Consider the following 19,339-nt stretch of genomic DNA (forward strand, 5'->3'; position numbering starts at 1 on the left):
CTACAACTAAAGTTAGATTAAGCGTGTCACAAAACTGACACGCTTGTCATACTTGTGTCATCTGCATCCTCTACATTCTAACTAGCTATAAACGTTGGAAAACCAGATGAACGCATCACATTCTTCTTCTCAAGCCGTTAATTACTTTGCCAAAGAGCTAAGTTGGCTGTCTTTTAATGAACGCGTGCTGCAAGAAGCCAAAGATAAATCGAACCCAATTATTGAGCGCATGCGCTTTTTAGGTATTTACTCAAACAACATGGATGAGTTTTTCCGTGTTCGTGTTGCCGATGTAAAACGCCGCATATTACTTAATAAAATTCCTGATGCGAACTTTGAAGAAGACGAAATATTACTTCATCAGATCCAAAGTAAAGTGCTCCAGCTTGGTAAAAAGTTTAATCAAATTCATAAAGATATTTTAAATGACTTAAACGAGCATAATATTCATGTTGAACAACCAGAAGAGTTGTCTGAATTTCATTTGAGTTGGCTGAAAAAATTCTTCCACGACAATGTGCTACAACACATATTGCCGATTTTACTCTCTGAAAAGAAAGACTACTCAGATCAAATCAACGACACCATGACCTATTTGTTCGTCGAGATGACCAATCAAAAAAGTCATTATGCCATGATGGAAGTGCCAACCGACCGCGTCTCACGCTTTGTTATTTTGCCACCAGAGAAAACACGCCGTCACAAAACCATCGTGATGCTAGATGACATCATCGCCTACTTTATTCGCGATGTGTTTAGCAGCTTTTTTAGCTTTGATGATATTCAATGCTACGCCATCAAACTCACCCGTGATGCCGAGTACAATTTGGATGATGAGCTAGAAGAAGGCTTGCTCGATAAAATGTCAAAGGGTCTTAAGCAACGTATTTCTGCTGAGCCTGTGCGCCTTGTTTATGACGAGAGCATGCCAGCTGAAATGCTTAAAGTGATGAAAAAGCGTCTTAATATTAGTCAACATGATGCGTTGATCCCCGGCGGTCGTTACCGTAATTTCCGCGATTTTATTGCGTTTCCGAATGTTGGTCGTCAGTATTTAGAAAACAAACCACTGCCTGCATTACAAAGCACGGCTTTTAACAATCACTCAAGTGTGTTTGATGCCATTTCAGAGCAAGATATTTTACTGTATTACCCCTACCACACCTTTAACCACTTACTTGAGTTTGTACGCCAAGCGGCGTTTGACCCAGATGTAACCCAAATTAAGGTCAATATTTATCGCGTTGCGAGCCAGTCTCGACTTGTCTCTACGCTTATTAATGCGGCAAAAAATGGCAAACACGTAACCGTTATGGTTGAGCTGAAAGCGCGCTTTGATGAACAAAACAATATTGAATGGGCAAAAACTCTGAGTAATGCCGGTGTTAAAGTAATCTTTGGTATTCCTGCATTGAAAGTGCACAGCAAGTTATGCGTTATTCATCGTAAAGAAAAGAACAACATCGTGAAATATGCCCATATAGGCACGGGTAACTTCCATGAGAAAACTGCCAAAATTTATACTGACTTTAGTTTATTTACCAGACATGAAGGTATTAGCGAAGAGTGCGATAGCGTTTTTAGATTCATCGAAAGTAGCTATAAACCATTTCAGTTTGATCACTTGATGCTATCACCAGTCAACGCACGACAAACTATTATGTCGCTAATTGATGCTGAAATAACCAATGTAGAGCATGGTAAGGCTGGCAAAATTACGCTAAAAATAAACAATCTTGTTGATAAAGAGCTGGTTGATCACCTCTATTTTGCCGCAAGACGCGGCGTGAAAATTCGCATTATTGTGCGTGGCATGTGTTCATTAGTGCCCTCTGCCGTGAACGATAACATTCGTATTATTAGTATTGTTGACCGCTTTTTAGAGCACCCTCGGGTGATGGTGTTTCATAATAATGGCGAAGAAAAAGTGTATATTTCATCAGCGGATTGGATGACTCGAAATCTTGATCACCGTGTTGAAGTCGCCACACCGATTTATGATGAAAAATTAAAACAGCTTATTATTGATATTCTTGAGCTACAGTTTAAAGATAGATCAAAAGCGCGCATAATCGATAGCGAACAAAAAAACAGCTATGTGCGCCGTGGCAATCGTAAAAAAATTCGCTCGCAAATTGCCATTTATGACCACCTTAAGAAATGGGAAAGTAACTATAATAATGAATGATTATCCCTCAATTGCTGCCGTTGATTTAGGCTCAAACAGTTTTCATTTAGTGGTGGCAAGAGAGGTCGATGGCTCTTTGCAAATCTTACACAAAGAAAAGCAGCGCGTTTATTTAGCTGATGGTTTAGATGATAAAAATCACTTAAGCCAAGAAGCTATAGAGCGCGCGCTGGCGATTCTTAAGCAGTTTGCTACTACCTTACAGGACTTTCCCCTTGAGAATGTCAAAGTGGCTGCTACTTACACATTGCGCCGCGCGAAAAACATTCATTCGTTCTTAACTCAAGCTAGTAAGGTGTTTCCTTACCCAGTTGAAGTAATATCAGGGCAAGAAGAAGCACGTTTAATTTACCAAGGTGTAGCTCACTACATTCATCACGATGAAAACCGCTTAGTTATTGATATCGGTGGCGGCAGTACTGAACTCATCATTGGTAAACACTTTAAGCACAAGCTACTTGCTAGTCGCAACATGGGCTGTGTTAGCTATACCAAGCAGTTTTTTGCAGATGGACAAATCACTGCTAAGCGCTTTGCCAAAGCTGAGGTACGCGCAGAACAAGAACTCGAAGTAATTTTTGCTAATTACTTATCGGCTGGCTGGCAATCTGTTGTGGGAACATCAGGCACAATTAAATCTATCCTTGCCATGATCAATGCCAATGATGCAGAGCAAGAGCTAATTACTTTAGAGCGGTTATTAGAACTAAAAACCCAGTTTATTGCATCTAAACAAATACAAGCGCTGCAAATTGAAGGTCTTACGCCTGAGCGGCAAGTGAGTATTTGTGGTGGTTTAGCCATTTTAATCGCGGTATTTAGGCTGTTTAAAATCGAAGCGATGCAATACAGCGATTTTTCACTTCGTGAAGGCCTGCTACATGAAATGCAGCAAAAGCTCGCCCACAAAGATATTCGCACTAATACCATAGCGAACCTATCTGAGCGTAACGCCATAGATAAAGAGCATGCTAATCGTGTCTCGACAACTGCAAAGTGGCTGTTTGAACAAGTAAGAGAAACATGGCATCTGACCGACTCAGATTACATAAATTTATTGGATTGGGCTGCGCAGCTGCATGAAATTGGCTTAGGGGTTAATTCATCAGGAATACATAAGCACAGCGCGTATATCGTTGCGAATAGCCAATTACCTGGCTTTACGCAGCAACAACAAACCTTGCTTAGTTGCATGATCCGTTTTTATCGTAAAAAAATTCGTTTAGAAGAGTTTCCGGCTCTGCATACCATGCAGCATTATGAAATATTGCAGCTTATTGTGATTTTGCGCTTAGCGGTACTACTGAATCAAAAGCGTATTACCGATCAAGGTTTTAAACTTGAGGTAACAGCCAAGCAAAATAGTATGTTCTTAAAGTTTCACAATAAGTGGCTTAAAGAACATACCTTGCTTTTAGCTGACTTACAGCAAGAGCAAAAATACCTTAAAAAAGTCGGCTTCTTACTCGATTTTCATTAAAGACTACATATCCATATGGCGGTTAGAGCTTTGCATCATTTGCTTAAGGCCTTGATGTTCAAGCTCAAGTAAACGTTCGAGCTTTTCTTTACTTTGCTCTGTTTCAGCTCGCGATACCAAGTACTCGTATAAGTCGATTACTTTTTGGTGTTGAGTGGTTAAGTAAACCTGAATCGCCTTTTCATCAATTTGCTGTTCTGTGCTGATATCGTTAAAAGTAATTAACTCTGGGTTTTCAGCAAAATACTCATAGCAATAGGTATCAAGCGTGTTTATTTCTGTAATAGCTTTAAAGCCAACGAGATCTTCTGCTAGTTTCTTCTCATATTGCAGGTAATAATCCACCAGCATTTGATTATGCTCGTCCAGTAAGTCTTTAACACTGTGGAAATTGGCTGCCATTTGAGTATGAAATAACACGGTCCAATCATAAACTTGTTGTATTGTTTTAACTTGCATGTGCATTCCTTATTAAAATCAATTTAATATGACTTTGCATAAATCACACCAGCAATAAACAAACCAATTATCAATAAGTTAAAAATAAAATGTGTAACTTGCAGCCAGTAAAAGCGTACAAGTTACACACTGACTGTAAAATTTATAGGTGGCGTTTACGCCATATAAAGTAAAGCGCAGGTAGCACAAGTAGTGTTAAAACTATGGCACTGAGCATCCCACCGACCATAGGCGCGGCTATTCTGCTCATCACCTCACTGCCCGTTCCAGTGCCATAAAGCACTGGCAGTAACCCTATGATAATAGTGGCAACTGTCATCATCACTGGTCTAACCCGAAGGCCTGCACCATTGATGATTGCTTGGCGCAGCTCTGTAACCGTAAACTGTGCTGATTGCGCTTTAGCATCTTGATACGCTTGGTTAAGATAAACCAGCATGATCACGCCAATTTCCACAGCAACCCCAGCTAGGGCAATAAAACCTACCCCAACTGCAACCGAGAAGTTAAAGCCTTCAAGGTACATCAGCCAAATACCGCCTATCATCGCAAGCGGTAAGGTCAGCATGATCATTGCCACCTCAATAAAGCTTCTAAAATTGAGGTATAACAGCACCACTATAATTGCCAAGGTGAGTGGCAATACATAACTGAGTTTAGCTTTTGCGCGCTCCATGTATTCATATTGCCCCGCCCACGTAATTGAGTAACCAGCAGGTAGCTCGAGTTGCTCATGCAGCGCTTGTTGCGCACGCTCAACATAACTGCCGATATCACTGCCTTCAATGTCGATTAAGCTCCAGCCATTAATACGTGCATTTTCACTTTTAATACCCGGCGGGCCATCTTCGATAAAGACATGGGCAACATCAGCCAATGCGATACGCTGTCCGTTTGGTGTCACTATCGGTAACAACTTAAGCTCTTCTGGCGAGTCGCGATAATCTTGCGGGTAGCGCAAGTTAACTGGGTAACGCTCTTGCCCTTCAACCGTTTCGGTCACATTCATACCACCGATAGCGGTGGCAACTACCTGTTGCACATCAGCAATGTTCAAACCGTACCGTGCTGCTTTTTCACGGTTGATATCAACTTTGATGTAGCGACCACCGGCAACGCGCTCTGAGTACACCGACGCTGTGCCCGGTAAATCTTTTAAGATGACTTCTATTTGCTCACCGATTTTTTGAATTTCACTTAGCTTTGGCCCTGCAACTTTGATCCCCACAGGCGTTTTAATACCAGTCGCCAGCATGTCGATTCGGGTTTTGATTGGCATAACCCACGCATTGGTAAGCCCTGGGAACTTAACCAGATTATCGAGCTCTTTTTTCAGTTTCTCGGTTGTCATGCCCTCGCGCCACTGTGACTTTGGCTTTAACTGAATAAAGGTTTCGATCATGGTAAGCGGCGCAGGATCTGTGGCAGTGTCTGCGCGACCTACCTTACCAAACACCGACTCGACCTCTGGCATACTGGCAATTAACTTATCGGTCTGTTGTAAGATTTCACGGGCCTTACCAATGGAAATACCTGGATAAGTCGTTGGCATGTACATTAAGTCGCCCTCATCAAGGGGAGGAATAAACTCACTGCCAATTTTATTAACCGGATAAAAGCCGATAGCAGCCAACACCAAGGCCAGTACCAATGTTGTTTTCGGCGCTTTTAACACCGCACTTAATAAAGGTTTATAGGCTGCCACCAATAAGCGGTTTACAGGGTTTTTCTGCTCAGAAATAACCCTACCGCGAATAAAGTAGCCCATTAATACCGGCACTAGTGTAATCGCTAAACCCGCCGAAGCTGCCATCGCATAGGTTTTTGTATAAGCCAGTGGCGAGAACATACGCCCTTCTTGTGCTTCAAGAATAAACACCGGCATAAAGCTGACTGTGATAATTAATAAACTAAAGAATAACGCGGGCCCGACTTCTGAGGCTGAGTCCATCACCACTTGCCAGCGGTTCTCATCGGTCAGTGGGGTTTTCTCCATATGCTTATGCATATTTTCTATCATCACGATAGCACCATCGGTCATTGCACCAATAGCAATCGCTATCCCGCCAAGCGACATGATATTGGCGTTTATACCTTGCCAATACATCACCACAAAAGCCGTTAAAATGCCCATTGGCAACGTGATAATGGCTACGATCGATGAACGTATATGGAATAAAAACACCACACATACTAAGGCCACGACAATTAATTCTTCAATTAACTTTGAGCTTAAGTTATCAAGCGCTTGGGTAATAAGGTTTGAGCGGTCGTACACAGGGATGATTTCAACCCCCTCAGGCAGACCTTTTTTGAGCGACTCTAGCTTTTGTTTTACTAGTTTGATGGTTGCTTCGGCGTTTTCTCCAAAACGCATCACCACTACACCACCTGTTACTTCGCCCTCGCCGTTAAGCTCGGCAATACCACGGCGCATTTGCGGACCAAGTTTTATATCGGCCACATCACGTAATTGCAGTGGCGTGCCATTGGAGTTAGTACCCAGCGGAATGGCCTCTAAATCGGCGACACTTTTAATATAACCTGTGCTCGATACCATGTATTCGGCTTCAGCCATTTCTACCACTGAGGCACCGCGCTCTTGGTTACCTTGCTTAATTGCTGTTTGAATTAAACTTAGCGGAATACCATAAGCACGCAATTTATCGGGGTCGACATTAACCTGATACTGCTTAACCATACCGCCAACAGACGCTACTTCTGATACGCCCGGCACCGTTTGCAGCTCAAACTTTAAAAACCAATCTTGCAAGCTTCGTAGCTGGCTAATATCGTGCTTACCAGTTTTATCCACCAGCGCATACAAGTAAATCCAGCCTACCCCTGTTGCATCTGGGCCAAGTTCAGGCCTCGCTGAATCCGGTAAGCGAGCACTTACTTGACTCAAATATTCTTGCACCCGACTACGGGCCCAGTAAAGGTCGGTGTCTTCGTTGAAAATAACGTATACATAAGAGTCACCAAAAAACGAAAAACCCCTTACCGTTTCAGCACCCGGCACCGACAACATGGCTGTAGTGATAGGAAACGTTACTTGGTCTTGCACCACTTGTGGCGCTTGTCCTGGGTAAGATGTTTTTACAATAACCTGTATATCAGATAAGTCAGGCAAGGCATCAACTGGGGTATTCTTTAAAGAAAACATCCCAAAACCTGCCAACATTAAAGACAGCAGTAATACAAAGAAGCGATTACCGACTGACCAACGGATCACGGCAGCTATCATTGCATTTCTCCTTGCATAGGGTGGCTCATGGTCATGATGTCAAAAATCACAAACTCACCGTCCACCAATTTAAAGGTAAAATGCACTTCATCATCGCTTTGTAACCTAGACATATCGATGCGCGGCGAAAAGTGAAACTCCATAGTTGCAGCCCCGCGCCCCCACTTAGGGATGGCTTCGCGACTAATCACGGCAGTACGGGCTTCGCGATCAATGCTGTTGATCACGCCATTCACCATTGCGCTCTCGCTATCTGGTTCTTGCATACGCATAAAGTCAGAACTCTTACTTGATTCGGAATCTATTAAGAACTGCGCTGAAACCACTACGTTATCGTCTTTCAATAAGCCTGATAAAATTTCGACATCATGATTATCACTGCGGCCTAGTGTCACTGCGACTGATTTAAAGCGTCCTTCACCTAAATCAATGACGACACGGTCTTGGCTACCTGTGCGGATCACCGCTTCTTTTGCTATCACTAATTGCGGCTCAGTTGGCTTGGTAGTAATACTCACTTCAGCAAACATATTCGGTTTTAATAAGCCATCTTGGTTGGCAAAACGTAAACGCACGCGCAGGGTACGGTTTTTCTCATCAAGGGTTGGGTAAATATAATCGACCTTGCCTTGCCAGCGTTTGCCCGGTAAGTAATCTAAGCTCATGGTAACAGGCAAGCCTTTATGAATAAGCCCAGCTTGACGCTCAAAAACTTCAGCCTCAACCCATACTTCTTCTAGGTGAGCAATACTCATCATAGTTGTGCCTGGTTTCACAAAGAAACCTTCGCGGATATTTAGCTCATCCAGTACGCCACTTTGCTTGGCATAAAAGGTAATGTTTTGTCTGACCTTTTGGCTTTGCTCTAATCGCGCAATAAAATCGTCAGAAACATTCAGTGAGGCTAAGCGTGCTTTTGCCGCACGTATAAGCACTGCATTGTTACGCTTAAGGGCAAGCAGTAGCTCTTCTTGTGCATTCACTAGCTGTGGAGAATACAAGGTATAAAGTGGCTCGCCTTGCTTAACTTGGTCACCTGCAGCTTTTACATATAAGGTTTCTATCCAACCTTCGACACGAGGGTGAATATGCACGAGTTGGTCTTGGTCGTATTGCACATAACCAACCGTATCAACCGTCGTTTGTAATGATTTAAACCGTACGGGCGCTGTTCTTACCCCTAAGTTATTAACGACCGCGGGTGAGATCCTCACAGTACCAGGGCTGTCTTCAGCGCTACTTTGCTCTTCATAAACGGGCACTAATTCCATACCCATTGGTGATAACCCCGGTTCATCACGGCGGTAATTGCTGTCCATGGGCGCCACCCAATATAGCGGCTTTTTCTCAGCGCTTGGCATTTGTGCATGCTCTGGCTCAGCCAATTTATTTACAGCCGTAGCCAATGCTGCACCTACCGCCAAAGCGATAACTAATTTCACTGTGTTATTCATTGCTAGCTCCTTGGCTTTGTGCTGCATTTATTTGGTTATCTTTTGCTGCTGCGTAATAGTTAAGGCGAGCGAGGGTTATTTGTTTGTCTATTTCGATATTCAACGCATCAATTTTTGCGTTAAGTTCGCTGATGCGTGCGCGCATCACTTCTGAAAAGTCACCATCATCATTGGTGTAAGCATTTAATGTCGCTTCGGCTTGCTCTGCCATTTGCGGTAATAGCTGCTGTTGATAGAGTGCTTTTCGCTTGGCAAGTCGGCTCAACTGGCTAAGCTCTTTAAAATACTGACCTTGCAATTTTTGCAGTGTAATAAGCTTGTTGGTTTTTACCGCCTCGGCATTAGCTATTGCTGCATTAACTTGTTGATCTTGGCGATTATCAGTAAACAGCGGTAAATCAATACTCACCCCAATAGAGAATAAGTCAGCGCGAGAGTCACCCATCGGGGTATCATCACGATAGCCATAACCTAGGTTCATACCAAATTGCGGCTTATACGCCTCTTTAGCCACTTGCACTTGGGTGTTTTTGGCACGCATAGCATGATCAATAGCGATAATTGCCGGGTGGCTCATCAGCACTTCAGTCACCCCCGATGATGTAAGCTCTTGATAAGGCATTACTGCGGCCACCTTGGTGTTTTCATCGCTCACTGCACCGTTTAGCATTTCAATAGGTAGCCATTGTGCTAGTCGCTTTTTGGCACTATCAAACTGTTGCTCTAACATCACCAGCTTATCTTCAAGCCGAGTCAGCTCTAGCTGGGCGCGAATAATATCCTGCTGGCGAGTCGCACCTAGTGTATTGGCATAGCTTGCTTCTGTAATATCAATAAGTTGATTAAATAAGGCTTTATCTTGGTTGATCAGTTGAATGCTTTTTTGTGCGCGATAGGCATTTAGCCATGCTTCGCTAACAATGGCTTTAACCTGTGCTTGGCGGTCTGCTCTAAGCCAAGGGTATTGCTCAGCCGATTGCTTTAAAGCTTGTTGCTGTAAGGCAAGACTATCACCTCGGCTAAATTGTTGTGACAAGCCCACTTTGAATTGCGTCATACCCTCTTGGTCAAAGGCAAAGCCATCGGTTGGTAAGTTCATGAGTCCAACGGTTAATACAGGATCTGGCAAGGTACCTGCCGCAATGCTTTGCGCTTCTATCGCCTGTTGCTGGTATTTATTTGCCTGTAACCAAGGCTCGTGAGTCAATGCATAATCAATCACCTTATTGAGTGCTAACGGCTCTGCTTTCACTAAACTTGAGGTTATCAATACTGCGCCTAGAGAAAGCGACTTAATCAATTTGCTGTGAATCATCACATGCTCCAAAAATCTTAAAAATGGTTAAAAAACAATAGATTTTGGGTGCAGAATGAGGTGTATTTCAGCGTTTTACTGAATTTTAGACAGACCTATCCTGCTTAAGCAGTAATAGGTGGACGATATAAAGAACTGACGTGAAAACTAAGCTGGCTGGCGCCTGACATGGTGACTTTTTCTGATTGCTTAATTGATTTAACAACTAAATCATTTAACGGCAGGAGTGAGTGAGCTGTACAGGCATTGAACGGACACGCACAATCGCTGTTATCCATTACGTCTTCATGGCAACAATCCATATCACTCATGTCGCTGTCAGCATTCATATTAGCATGATGATCCATTTGCATGCTGGCATGTGGCATATCACATACCATAGCAACAGACGCAACTGACTGACCCACAAAAGTGAGCAGCATCATAGCTATCAATAAGTAGCTTGAAAGTCGCGTCATCATCATACCTTAAAAATTAAGTGCCCAAATTGTAGCCCGAAATTTACGAACTCGACAAGGGTTTATCTATTTTTATGCTACTGCTGGCAGCAATAGCAAACAAGCAATAACCTGTAAAATACCAAAATCCATCACCCAATTCAGCATGCATTTTTATCAACTCGCCCATTTGCCCATCGGCATTACCTGCTAAATAAGACACGATCAATGCAATCACAAACACATCGACCATGCTCCATTTACTTAGGCCTTGTATGAGTTGACCGAGCAAATACTTAAACCTATTCACTGGTAAGAAACAATAAAGCAATTGCATCAGGAGTTTTAAGGTGGGAATGACAATTGAGAACACTGCTACAAGCGCGGCAACAAGGTAGTTTTTGTTATTAGCAAGCTCATTCACGGTGCCCCAAATGCTGCGTGTTTTTTTGTAGGCATCGATTTCTCCTTCAAGCTTATCAAGCCCCAGCATGCTTGATGCCATCATTAACACGCTACGGGTATTGCGATCGCCTTCATCGGCAATCATTTCAATACCTGTTTTGGCAAGCTTAGATTTATCAATTTTTCCTTCAAGGGTGAGCACTGGCTGGGTTACACCGGGAATAAGTAACACTAAGGCAATTAAAATAGCCAGTATAGGAAAAACAACACGCATTAGTTACAAACCTTTTTAATACTCAGAGTCTGCATCATAACGAACTCTGCGCTCTTAGTCTGTAACCGAAGATAAGCTTGCGAATACTTCATCTGCGTATGCGCGGGCATCATACATAGCTTGAAAAACCACATCCATTTTTGAGGCTGGGCGGATCATCTTGAGTAGTTCAAGGGCTGTGTGCCACTGCTCTTCTTCCATTGCTTTAGCAAGTTGTAAGCTCGCCCCTTGCATGCCATTAAAGTTTAACAGTGCACTCGAAAGCTCACTACCCAATGAAAACTCTTTGGCAATGATATTAAGCTCCATATCTAAAATAGCGTCTAAAACAGAGAGTAAGCCGACTAAATAACCTTGTTCAGCTAGGTCTTTACCGCCGGGTTCAAGCATCAAAGCAATAAATTTAGCTCTTGTTAAACCAAGTTTGGTCAGCTCTTGCGGTTTGTCATTGCCTAATTCGCTTAGCGCTAATACCCGCACAAATTGTCTAATCGCATCTTCACCAAGGTAAATAACCGCTTGTGAAATCGAACGAATTGTTTGCCGGCTATTACTTATACGCGCATTAACTAATTTTAAAATGCGTGCAGTAAGGCCAATATCTTTAGCAACACGTTGTTGAATTGCATCAAAATTTAAATCTGTTTGCGCAGTACAGTTAAGTAATTCAAGCACAGCAATTTTTGATGGTTCAACATTACCAAAACTCAAAAGCTCCGGCTTGGCAAAAAAATAGCCCTGAAACAGGTCACAACCTGCCGCTTTTAGTTGTTGAAAATCTTCATAAGTTTCAATGCGTTCCACTATGATAGTGGTTTCTGGGAAGCTGCGTTTAAGCTTTTTGATCATCATGTTGGTTTTGATAATCGGCTGCGTAACTTCAAGCTTAATAAAATCCATCAAAGGCAAAATATCTTGCCATTTCTCTGTGCCATCATAATCATCAAGCGCGAACAAATAGCCTTCTTGTTTTAATTGTTTAACGCGGTTCACTACTTTTGGAATGCTAGTAGCCCGCTCCACTATTTCGATAACCGCACTGCGTGGCTGCAACAGCTTAGGAAAGTCATCCAAAATAGCGTCAGTCGATAGATTGATAAACGCAGGTTGAAAACCTGTTAGCTTCTCGAGTCCCATCAACATTAACGCGTTAAAAAACAGCCGCCCCGTTGCTTGGCCATCACTCGTTCCTACCGGAAAGACATTATCGCTCGATTCTCTATACAATAATTCGTAAGCATATAAACTTCTATCAGCATTAAATATTGGCTGCCGGGCTATATACTGAGTCATGCTCTGACTTTTATTACCTTCCATACTTAATTCTGACATTCAACTTCTCACTTAAATGTGGCTAACTCCACATTACTATTGTTATAAGTATAGTGAAAGATGTTTGCCTTGCTAAAAAACAAAAATCCAACCAAACTAGGTACATGAAAACGAATTCAATCAGACCATTGCGCTTCTCTAACTCGATTTTCTTACTGTTACTTTTTCTTACTCAAGCAGTTTTGGCTGAGCAGCAGCCTGTACTGAAATATAATGTAACCGGCTCTGGGAACTACTATCCTTATTATATTGATGACAAAAGCAATCCAGGGATCCTCCCCGAACTGATCAAGCAAGTTATGCAGCTTGCTGATGTTCAAGTAAAGCATGTCGAGCTTCCTGCAAAACGAACCGTCAAATACCTTCACCAAGGGAATATTGATTTTGATGTCATAAGCCCCGAGTGGCTGAGCCAGACAGAAAAACAAAACCGACAATTTAGTTACTCAGACACCCTGTTTGCAGTTGAGGAGTATCTCGTGAGTTTAAAAAGCTCGGTGGCTCAATGGCAGCAACTCAACAGTATTCGTAATCAACCCGTAGGGACTGTTTTAGGCTATTACTATTATGACGATAACCGCTTTAAACGGGTTGATTTTCACTCTGAACAACAGCTCATTCAGGCACTAAAAATACACCGAATTGAGGTCGTCATAATAGATAAACTGCCAGCATTATATTGGGCTGAGCAATTTGATGCTGATATCAGTTTTGGCGCATTACACTCGCTAGGCAACCTAAAAATTCGCCTCCGCAGTGAACATCAATCATTGTTACCAAAAATAAATGCAGCAATCAAAGAACTTAAAAATTCTGGCAGCTTAGATGCCATAATCAATAAATACACAAAAACTATACCCCTATAATAACTAGGGATATTCCGCTTCAGTCCCTCTTTTGCTATAATGCGCGCTGTTTTTCTTACCTTGCAAACTTAAAAGAGCCTCCTATGAGCATTGAACAAGCCCTAATCGAACGCAGTAATAACCAATGTGAACTTTGTGCCGCTACAGATAACCTATCTGTATACGAAGTGCCGCCTGTTACAGAGGCTCATTCTGATAAATGCATTTATGTCTGCCAAACTTGTAAAGATCAAATCGAAAACAATGCTGATTTAACTGCAAACCATTGGCACTGTTTGAATGACAGTATGTGGAGTCAAACTCCAGCGGTACAAGTTGTCGCTTACCGCATGCTGAAACGCTTAGCTACTGATAACGGCTGGGCACAAGATGCACTCGATATGATTTATCTTGAAGAAGACACATTAAAATGGGCGCAAACAGCGCTAGCTGAAGATGACGACATTAAACACATCGACAGTAATGGTGTTGTGCTGCAGGCGGGTGATACAGTGACACTTATTAAAGATCTTGATGTGAAAGGCAGCAGCCTTGTTGCTAAGCGTGGCACAGCAGTAAGAAACATTGGCTTAACGAGCAACCCAGAACACATTGAAGGCCGTGTTGATGGTCAACGTATTGTTATTCTTACCAAATACGTGAAAAAATAACGTTTATTCTTATGCGCTTTATGTTCTTAAAGCGATTCGTTATTACGAAAATGGGCTTAGTGCCCATTTTTTGTTAATTAAGCTATGATTAAGACAGCGAACTTTATGCTAGGCAATTAAATATGATGCATAACCCTAAACGCAAGGAAAATAATCATGGCTTCGGATACCTTTTCATCTTTCAAACGCGCTTCTCTATGCAGTTTAATGATCTTAGGGAGCAGCTTGGTTTTAACAGGCTGTGGTGAAGACTCTAGTGCACCACAAGCTGAGCAATCATCAATGAAAACCCTGAATACTCAAATCACCTATTTAGATCGTAGTATGCTACCTCCGGGTTCAGTATTAAAAGTACAGCTCGCTGATGTTTCTAAAATGGATGTCAAGGCTGAAGTAATTAGCGAACAAGAAATTCAATTAGATGGTGCACCACCATATGATGTAGCACTTGAATATGACGAAAGCAAAATTGCTGACCGTCACCGCTACAGTGTAAGTGCACGCATTGAGAATCAAGGTAAATTACTTTACATCAGCACCACTCACAATAATCCATTTGCCGAAGATGCCGCTGGCGATCTGTACAAGGTAACGGTGACTAAAGTATCAGCGAAAAAGCCAGACGTGACTTTGACCAATACCTATTGGAAAGCAGTTACCATCAGCGGTGAGGCTATCACCGTTGAAAATAAAGAACCTTTCGTACAATTTAAAGACGATGGTTCAACCAATGGTCACTTAGGTTGTAATAACTTCTCAGGTAGTTACGAGGTTAATGAGCAGGCGCTCACATTCAAGCCATTAGCAAGCACCAAAAAAATGTGTGTATCACAAATGGATATTGAAGCGGCCATGTCGGCAGCACTTGCAGCCACGGCTAAGTACTCAATCAATGGTGAGCAGTTAACCTTGTTAGATGATAGTGATGAGCCACTTGCGACCTTCGCAGCGACTTATATGAATTAACAACAGTTAAATTAACAACGCCCAGCAATTGCTGGGCGTTTTTGTATTGAAGAAATTACTCTTCAACTAATTGTTCACTGCGATAAAAACCACTGCTATCGCTTAGTATGGAAACAAGTTCTGGTAATACAGCATCCATCGTTTGCTTTAATTTCCATGGCGGGTTGATCACTATCATACCCGATGCAGTCATACCATGAACGTCGGTATCGGCCTCTGTTGCAAGCTCGAAAAGCTGAATGTTACGCATACCCGATGCGATTAAACCCGCCTCCATTCTGTCAATTCGTTCACGGTCTACAACCGGATACCAAATCATATACGTCCCCGTAGCAAAGCGTTTATGCGCCTTAACAAGAGTATTAACAACCGTATCGTAATCGCTTTTTATTTCGTAAGGAGGGTCAATAAGCACGCAAGCTCGACGTGATGCTGGTGGTAATAAACCAATTAAGCCTTGAAAGCCGTTTTCACCACGTACGCGAATAGAACGCTTACCTTTCATGTTGTCTTGCAGTAACTGTAAGTCACGTGGATGCAACTCAAAGAACCAACCGTTATCTTGGCGACGTAAAAAGTGCTCTGCAATTTTTGGCGAACCTGGGTAAAAATCTAAATTACCATTTGAATTAAATGATTTAATCAGCTCAATATACTCATTAAGTGCATCATGCTCACTGTTGTGCTGCCAAAGCTTAGCAATCCCATCTAAATACTCTTGTGTTTTTTGTGCATCACTGCCTGCAAGTTCAAAAAAGCCAGCACCTGAGTGGGTGTCCACATAATCAAGTGGTTTGTCTTTAATTGTTTGGTACTTAAGAACTTCAGCTAGAACAAGATGTTTTAGCACATCAGCAGGGTTACCTGCATGAAAGGAGTGTCGATAACTAAGCATATTTATAAATCGCCAAATGCAAAACTGCATTAAAAATGAATAGCCATATTGTACATGATAAACAGAAAATGATCCTAGCATCTGGCGCTTTGGTGAATCATAAATGAATAAAAAAGCCGCTACGCTGAATTACACCTTAATAATAAATAAAAATCCCCTAAAACGGCCGTAAATGCTGGCATATCTAGACACTTTCCTTTACATTTGCATGACAATAATCACAGTTTTATGAGCGCATTTATGAATAACGAAACTCTTTCCCAACTCGAACAACTGATCGACAAATTAATCCTTCGCAACAGCGAACTTGAAAGTGAAGTTAAAAGCTTACAAGAACAAACCGCTAAGCTTTTAGATGAGAACGAAACTCTGCAACTAGAAGTACTCGAAAACGAAGAGAAACAAAAAGATACAAGCAGCACATTGACTGGACTGCTTGAGAAATTACAAAGCGTTCAACAGGCTAGCTAATGAGCAGCCCACAAAGTCAGCGGGTCACCGTAGAGCTACTAGGTAAAGAACATGAGTTTTCTTGCCCTCCTGGGCAAGAGCATGCCCTAGTTGCTGCTGCACAAAATTTGAATGACTTAGTGGAGCAAATGAAACAACGCTCATCGGTTCGCAATGACCAAAAAGCGTTGCTGATGGCAGCATTGCATCTAAGTCATGAATTGCTTGAAGTAAAATCGCAACAAGCTGAACAAGAGCAACAACATGACAGCTTAATAGATAAGCTCAGCCAACACCTTAGTATTTAGAAAAAAGCGCATCTGGCGCTTTTTTTGTTTACAATCAACAGCACTGACACCTATTCGAGCGAAACACCATGCGATTTTGTGCTTTTTTAATCTGTCTTTTCGTAAGCTATAGCGCCAAAGCAAGCGTTAGCTGGCATAGCATCACTCCCGAAATCCAATTTCTACAACAACAAAATAAGCTGCGTTTTTACGATTCGAATCAAGTGCTGATAGAGGGTAAAGAATGTGCCTTAATGTTTGATGCCAGTGGTAACTTTGCCGAAGTAGAAAAGCTCGCAGAGCAGCTAAAAAAACGCTTAAAAACACCATTATGTTATTTGGTGGCGAGTCATTATCATGATGATCATCTACTAGGCTTGGCCGTTTTACAGGCTGAGTTCCCTGAAGCTAAGCTCATCGTACATCAGCAAGTAGCGACTGAGTTTGTTGCAATGCAGCAAGCATTGACTGATAAATTAGATGGTTATGAAAAAAGCATAGAACTGAGCTATCAACGCCTTGCCAATCAACCTAAAGATCAGCAAGCAGTTTGGCGCGACAAACTAGAACTTGCTAAAAAACGCTTATTTCGCTGGCGAGAGCTCACCCTGAACCCACCAGCTATTAACATTACTGAATCAACACAGCTAGACCTTGGTAACTACCCCATCGTTATTACACCCTACCAAGCGCATACTAAGGGTGATCTGACCCTTAGTGCCGATCAAGGTCGCGTGCTATTGGGTGGCGATATAGTCGACAGCTTACCCTACCCAGGACATGGCTCGTTTTCTAGCTGGATAAGTGCGCTGCAAGATATTCAAAAAAATACCACACTGACAACTATTTTACCGGGTCACGGTAAGCCACTGACACCTGCTGAACTTGCACTCCCTTTAAGGTTTTTAAAAACCATTCAAGAGATGACAAACTCCTCACCAGATAAGCCCGTTAGTGAATTAATTCCGCTTTTTCCTACTGAGATAAAACAGCAATACCAGCTAGATGAAGTGGGTGAAAGAGCGTTTTCTATGTTTTTAGAAGCTGGACTTAAACAGGGCAAGTTGTCAAAATAGGGCTAAAATAGTAAAAGGATTTTATTATATGGCTCAAGTAAGTTTGAAATATTTACTTTTGCTGAGCTTGTTTATTGGCTTACAAGGATGCCAACTAACTCAGCAAGAAACAGAACAGCAACGGGCAAGGCCGGAGATTTTTAGCCATTACGAGCCCGATTTAACAACCCAACAAGCACCTAGTGAGTTTGTCGATTCAACGGCTGTCGAACCTAGCCCTATTGCTGCGCCCATAGCAGTCAATAATATTCCACTAGCAAAGCCTCGCGCGAAAGATCTGTGGCAGCATATCGCCAACAATTTAACGCTGGTATTTCAAACCAATAAACATACATCTGCACGAGTAAAATGGTATTTAAAACAACCCAATTACCTAATTAAAGTAAATAAACGTGCGGCACCTTATTTGTATCATATCGTCACACGTATCGAACAACAAAAGCTACCGATGGAATTGGCCTTATTACCCTTTGTTGAAAGTGATTTTAGACCAACAATACGATCATCAGAGCAAGCGGTAGGTGTTTGGCAGCTAGTCGGCGCGACAGCTTATCATTTTGGTGTGCAAAGCGACCAATGGTATGACGGCCGCCAAGACATACTTGCTTCAACCGATGCCGCATTAGCTTATTTAAGTTACTTACATAAACGCTTTGATGGTGATTGGCTGCATGCCCTTGCCGCCTATAACAGTGGTGAAGGACGCGTTAAAAAAGCGATCGAAAAAAATAAAAAGCTTGGCAAGAAAACTGATTATTGGTCGTTATCGTTACCAAAAGAAACCGCTGAATATATTCCTAAACTTTTGGCGCTTAGCTATTTACTAAAGCACCCAGAAAAAGGTTTAAAACGCCCGAAATTAGCGAATAAAGCACTCACCACAGAGTTTGATGTAGGCCAACAATTTGATTTTTCGGTGATCGCTAATTTATCTGGCATCGGCCATAATCAGCTCCATAAATTAAATCCAGGGTATTTAAAAAACCAAAGTTCCCCGAATGGCCCACATACTTTACTTCTGCCAATAGAGCGCCGTACGCTGTTACAAAGCAAACTGTTTCGCAACAATTTTGCTGGGGAATACACAGTACAAAAAGACGATACCCTTTACAGTATTTCAAGGCGTTTTAAAATGTCTGTAAAAGATCTAAAAACTCTCAACGATAAAACAACAAACTTGATTAAGGTAGGTGAACAATTGCGCTTATCACAACCACAAACCATGCCGGAATCATTATTGGTTGATTACAATATCAGTCCCTACCTTGAGCAACATGAAGAAGTCATTTCTACAATCGCTATCGACTATAAGGTTAAACCTGGAGACTCAATTTGGAGTATTAGCCAACTTTATGATGTACCGCATAAAGATATTGCAACGTGGAATAAGCTCAGCGCTACCAGCATTTTAAAACCCGGTACTATTTTAACATTACACTTACCACAAGCTAAGCCAACTGAGCCACAAGTGCCAGCAACTGAAACCATGCTGTCAGGGATTGAAAGCTCATTGAAAAAGCCTTGATTGCTCAGCACTTGTGGTTAGCGTAAAATCAGT

Annotated in this window: 17 protein-coding genes; 9 read left to right on the plus strand and 8 right to left on the minus strand. The window is 42.1% G+C overall.

The features are described 5' to 3' along the window. The first annotated feature begins 106 nt into the window (after positions 1-106). Both ppk1 and ppx read left to right on the plus strand, forming a co-directional pair. Entirely contained in the window at positions 107-2,188 is a 2,082-nt protein-coding gene (gene ppk1 / locus BIZ38_RS02565) for a polyphosphate kinase 1 (RefSeq protein ID WP_187489491.1), read from the plus strand. Further along, the gene (gene ppx / locus BIZ38_RS02570; protein ID WP_187489492.1) at positions 2,181-3,668 is read left to right on the plus strand and encodes an exopolyphosphatase; all 1,488 of its coding nucleotides are present in this window, start codon (positions 2,181-2,183) and stop codon (positions 3,666-3,668) included. The genes ppk1 and ppx overlap by 8 nt, the downstream gene beginning before the upstream one ends. 3 nt (positions 3,669-3,671) lie before the next feature. On the opposite strand, the gene BIZ38_RS02575 is transcribed toward ppx, so the two are convergent. The 7 genes from BIZ38_RS02575 to BIZ38_RS02605 all read right to left on the minus strand — a co-directional run bounded on the left by BIZ38_RS02575 (position 3,672) and on the right by BIZ38_RS02605 (position 12,591). After that, positions 3,672-4,127 carry a hypothetical protein gene (locus BIZ38_RS02575; RefSeq protein WP_187489493.1) on the minus strand — a complete coding sequence of 152 codons (456 nt, stop codon included), beginning with the start codon at positions 4,125-4,127 and terminating at the stop codon, positions 3,672-3,674. Positions 4,128-4,269: 142 nt separating this feature from the next. Beyond that, positions 4,270-7,374, minus strand: coding sequence for an efflux RND transporter permease subunit (locus BIZ38_RS02580; protein ID WP_187489494.1), 3,105 nt, complete (start codon positions 7,372-7,374; stop codon positions 4,270-4,272). Further along, positions 7,371-8,828: an efflux RND transporter periplasmic adaptor subunit gene (locus BIZ38_RS02585; protein ID WP_187489495.1), complete on the minus strand. Its 1,458-nt coding sequence runs from the start codon at positions 8,826-8,828 to the stop codon at positions 7,371-7,373. The genes BIZ38_RS02580 and BIZ38_RS02585 overlap by 4 nt, the downstream gene beginning before the upstream one ends. After that, positions 8,821-10,143, minus strand: coding sequence for a TolC family protein (locus tag BIZ38_RS02590; protein ID WP_187489496.1), 1,323 nt, complete (start codon positions 10,141-10,143; stop codon positions 8,821-8,823). The genes BIZ38_RS02585 and BIZ38_RS02590 overlap by 8 nt, the downstream gene beginning before the upstream one ends. A gap of 104 nt (positions 10,144-10,247) precedes the next feature. Continuing rightward, positions 10,248-10,601, minus strand: coding sequence for a hypothetical protein (locus BIZ38_RS02595; protein WP_187489497.1), 354 nt, complete (start codon positions 10,599-10,601; stop codon positions 10,248-10,250). Positions 10,602-10,644: 43 nt separating this feature from the next. Next, on the minus strand, positions 10,645-11,259 hold the full coding sequence (locus BIZ38_RS02600) for a paraquat-inducible protein A (protein WP_138600179.1): 615 nt from the start codon (positions 11,257-11,259) through the stop codon (positions 10,645-10,647). 54 nt (positions 11,260-11,313) lie between these two features. Then, entirely contained in the window at positions 11,314-12,591 is a 1,278-nt protein-coding gene (locus BIZ38_RS02605) for an EAL and HDOD domain-containing protein (protein WP_262387546.1), read from the minus strand. 104 nt (positions 12,592-12,695) lie between these two features. Here BIZ38_RS02605 and BIZ38_RS02610 point away from each other — a divergent pair, with 104 nt between their 5' ends. The 3 genes from BIZ38_RS02610 (at position 12,696) to BIZ38_RS02620 (ending at position 15,073) form a co-directional block, all read left to right on the plus strand. Further along, a complete protein-coding gene (locus BIZ38_RS02610) occupies positions 12,696-13,457 on the plus strand; it encodes a substrate-binding periplasmic protein (protein WP_054552462.1) in 762 nt (253 codons plus the stop codon). 83 nt (positions 13,458-13,540) lie between these two features. After that, entirely contained in the window at positions 13,541-14,107 is a 567-nt protein-coding gene (locus BIZ38_RS02615) for a PhnA domain-containing protein (RefSeq protein ID WP_054552461.1), read from the plus strand. A 156-nt stretch (positions 14,108-14,263) separates the two neighbouring features. Continuing rightward, positions 14,264-15,073: an META domain-containing protein gene (locus BIZ38_RS02620; protein ID WP_138600177.1), complete on the plus strand. Its 810-nt coding sequence runs from the start codon at positions 14,264-14,266 to the stop codon at positions 15,071-15,073. A gap of 55 nt (positions 15,074-15,128) precedes the next feature. Here BIZ38_RS02620 and BIZ38_RS02625 read toward each other — a convergent pair whose 3' ends face one another. After that, entirely contained in the window at positions 15,129-15,968 is an 840-nt protein-coding gene (locus tag BIZ38_RS02625; RefSeq protein WP_187489552.1) for a 23S rRNA (adenine(2030)-N(6))-methyltransferase RlmJ, read from the minus strand. 240 nt (positions 15,969-16,208) lie between these two features. Here BIZ38_RS02625 and BIZ38_RS02630 point away from each other — a divergent pair, with 240 nt between their 5' ends. The 4 genes from BIZ38_RS02630 (at position 16,209) to BIZ38_RS02645 (ending at position 19,306) form a co-directional block, all read left to right on the plus strand. Beyond that, positions 16,209-16,439 (plus strand): hypothetical protein, encoded by a 231-nt coding sequence (locus tag BIZ38_RS02630; protein ID WP_054552458.1) that lies wholly within the window; start codon positions 16,209-16,211, stop codon positions 16,437-16,439. Next, a complete protein-coding gene (locus BIZ38_RS02635; RefSeq protein WP_054552457.1) occupies positions 16,439-16,726 on the plus strand; it encodes a cell division protein ZapA in 288 nt (95 codons plus the stop codon). Before BIZ38_RS02630 ends, BIZ38_RS02635 begins: the two co-directional genes overlap by 1 nt. A 68-nt stretch (positions 16,727-16,794) precedes the next feature. Then, positions 16,795-17,781: an MBL fold metallo-hydrolase gene (locus BIZ38_RS02640; RefSeq protein WP_166339864.1), complete on the plus strand. Its 987-nt coding sequence runs from the start codon at positions 16,795-16,797 to the stop codon at positions 17,779-17,781. 28 nt (positions 17,782-17,809) lie between these two features. Next, positions 17,810-19,306 (plus strand): LysM peptidoglycan-binding domain-containing protein, encoded by a 1,497-nt coding sequence (locus BIZ38_RS02645; protein WP_187489498.1) that lies wholly within the window; start codon positions 17,810-17,812, stop codon positions 19,304-19,306. Positions 19,307-19,339: the final 33 nt, after the last annotated feature.

This window comes from Pseudoalteromonas sp. BZK2, from assembly GCF_014349195.1.
GTDB classification, from domain to species: domain Bacteria; phylum Pseudomonadota; class Gammaproteobacteria; order Enterobacterales; family Alteromonadaceae; genus Pseudoalteromonas; species Pseudoalteromonas simplex.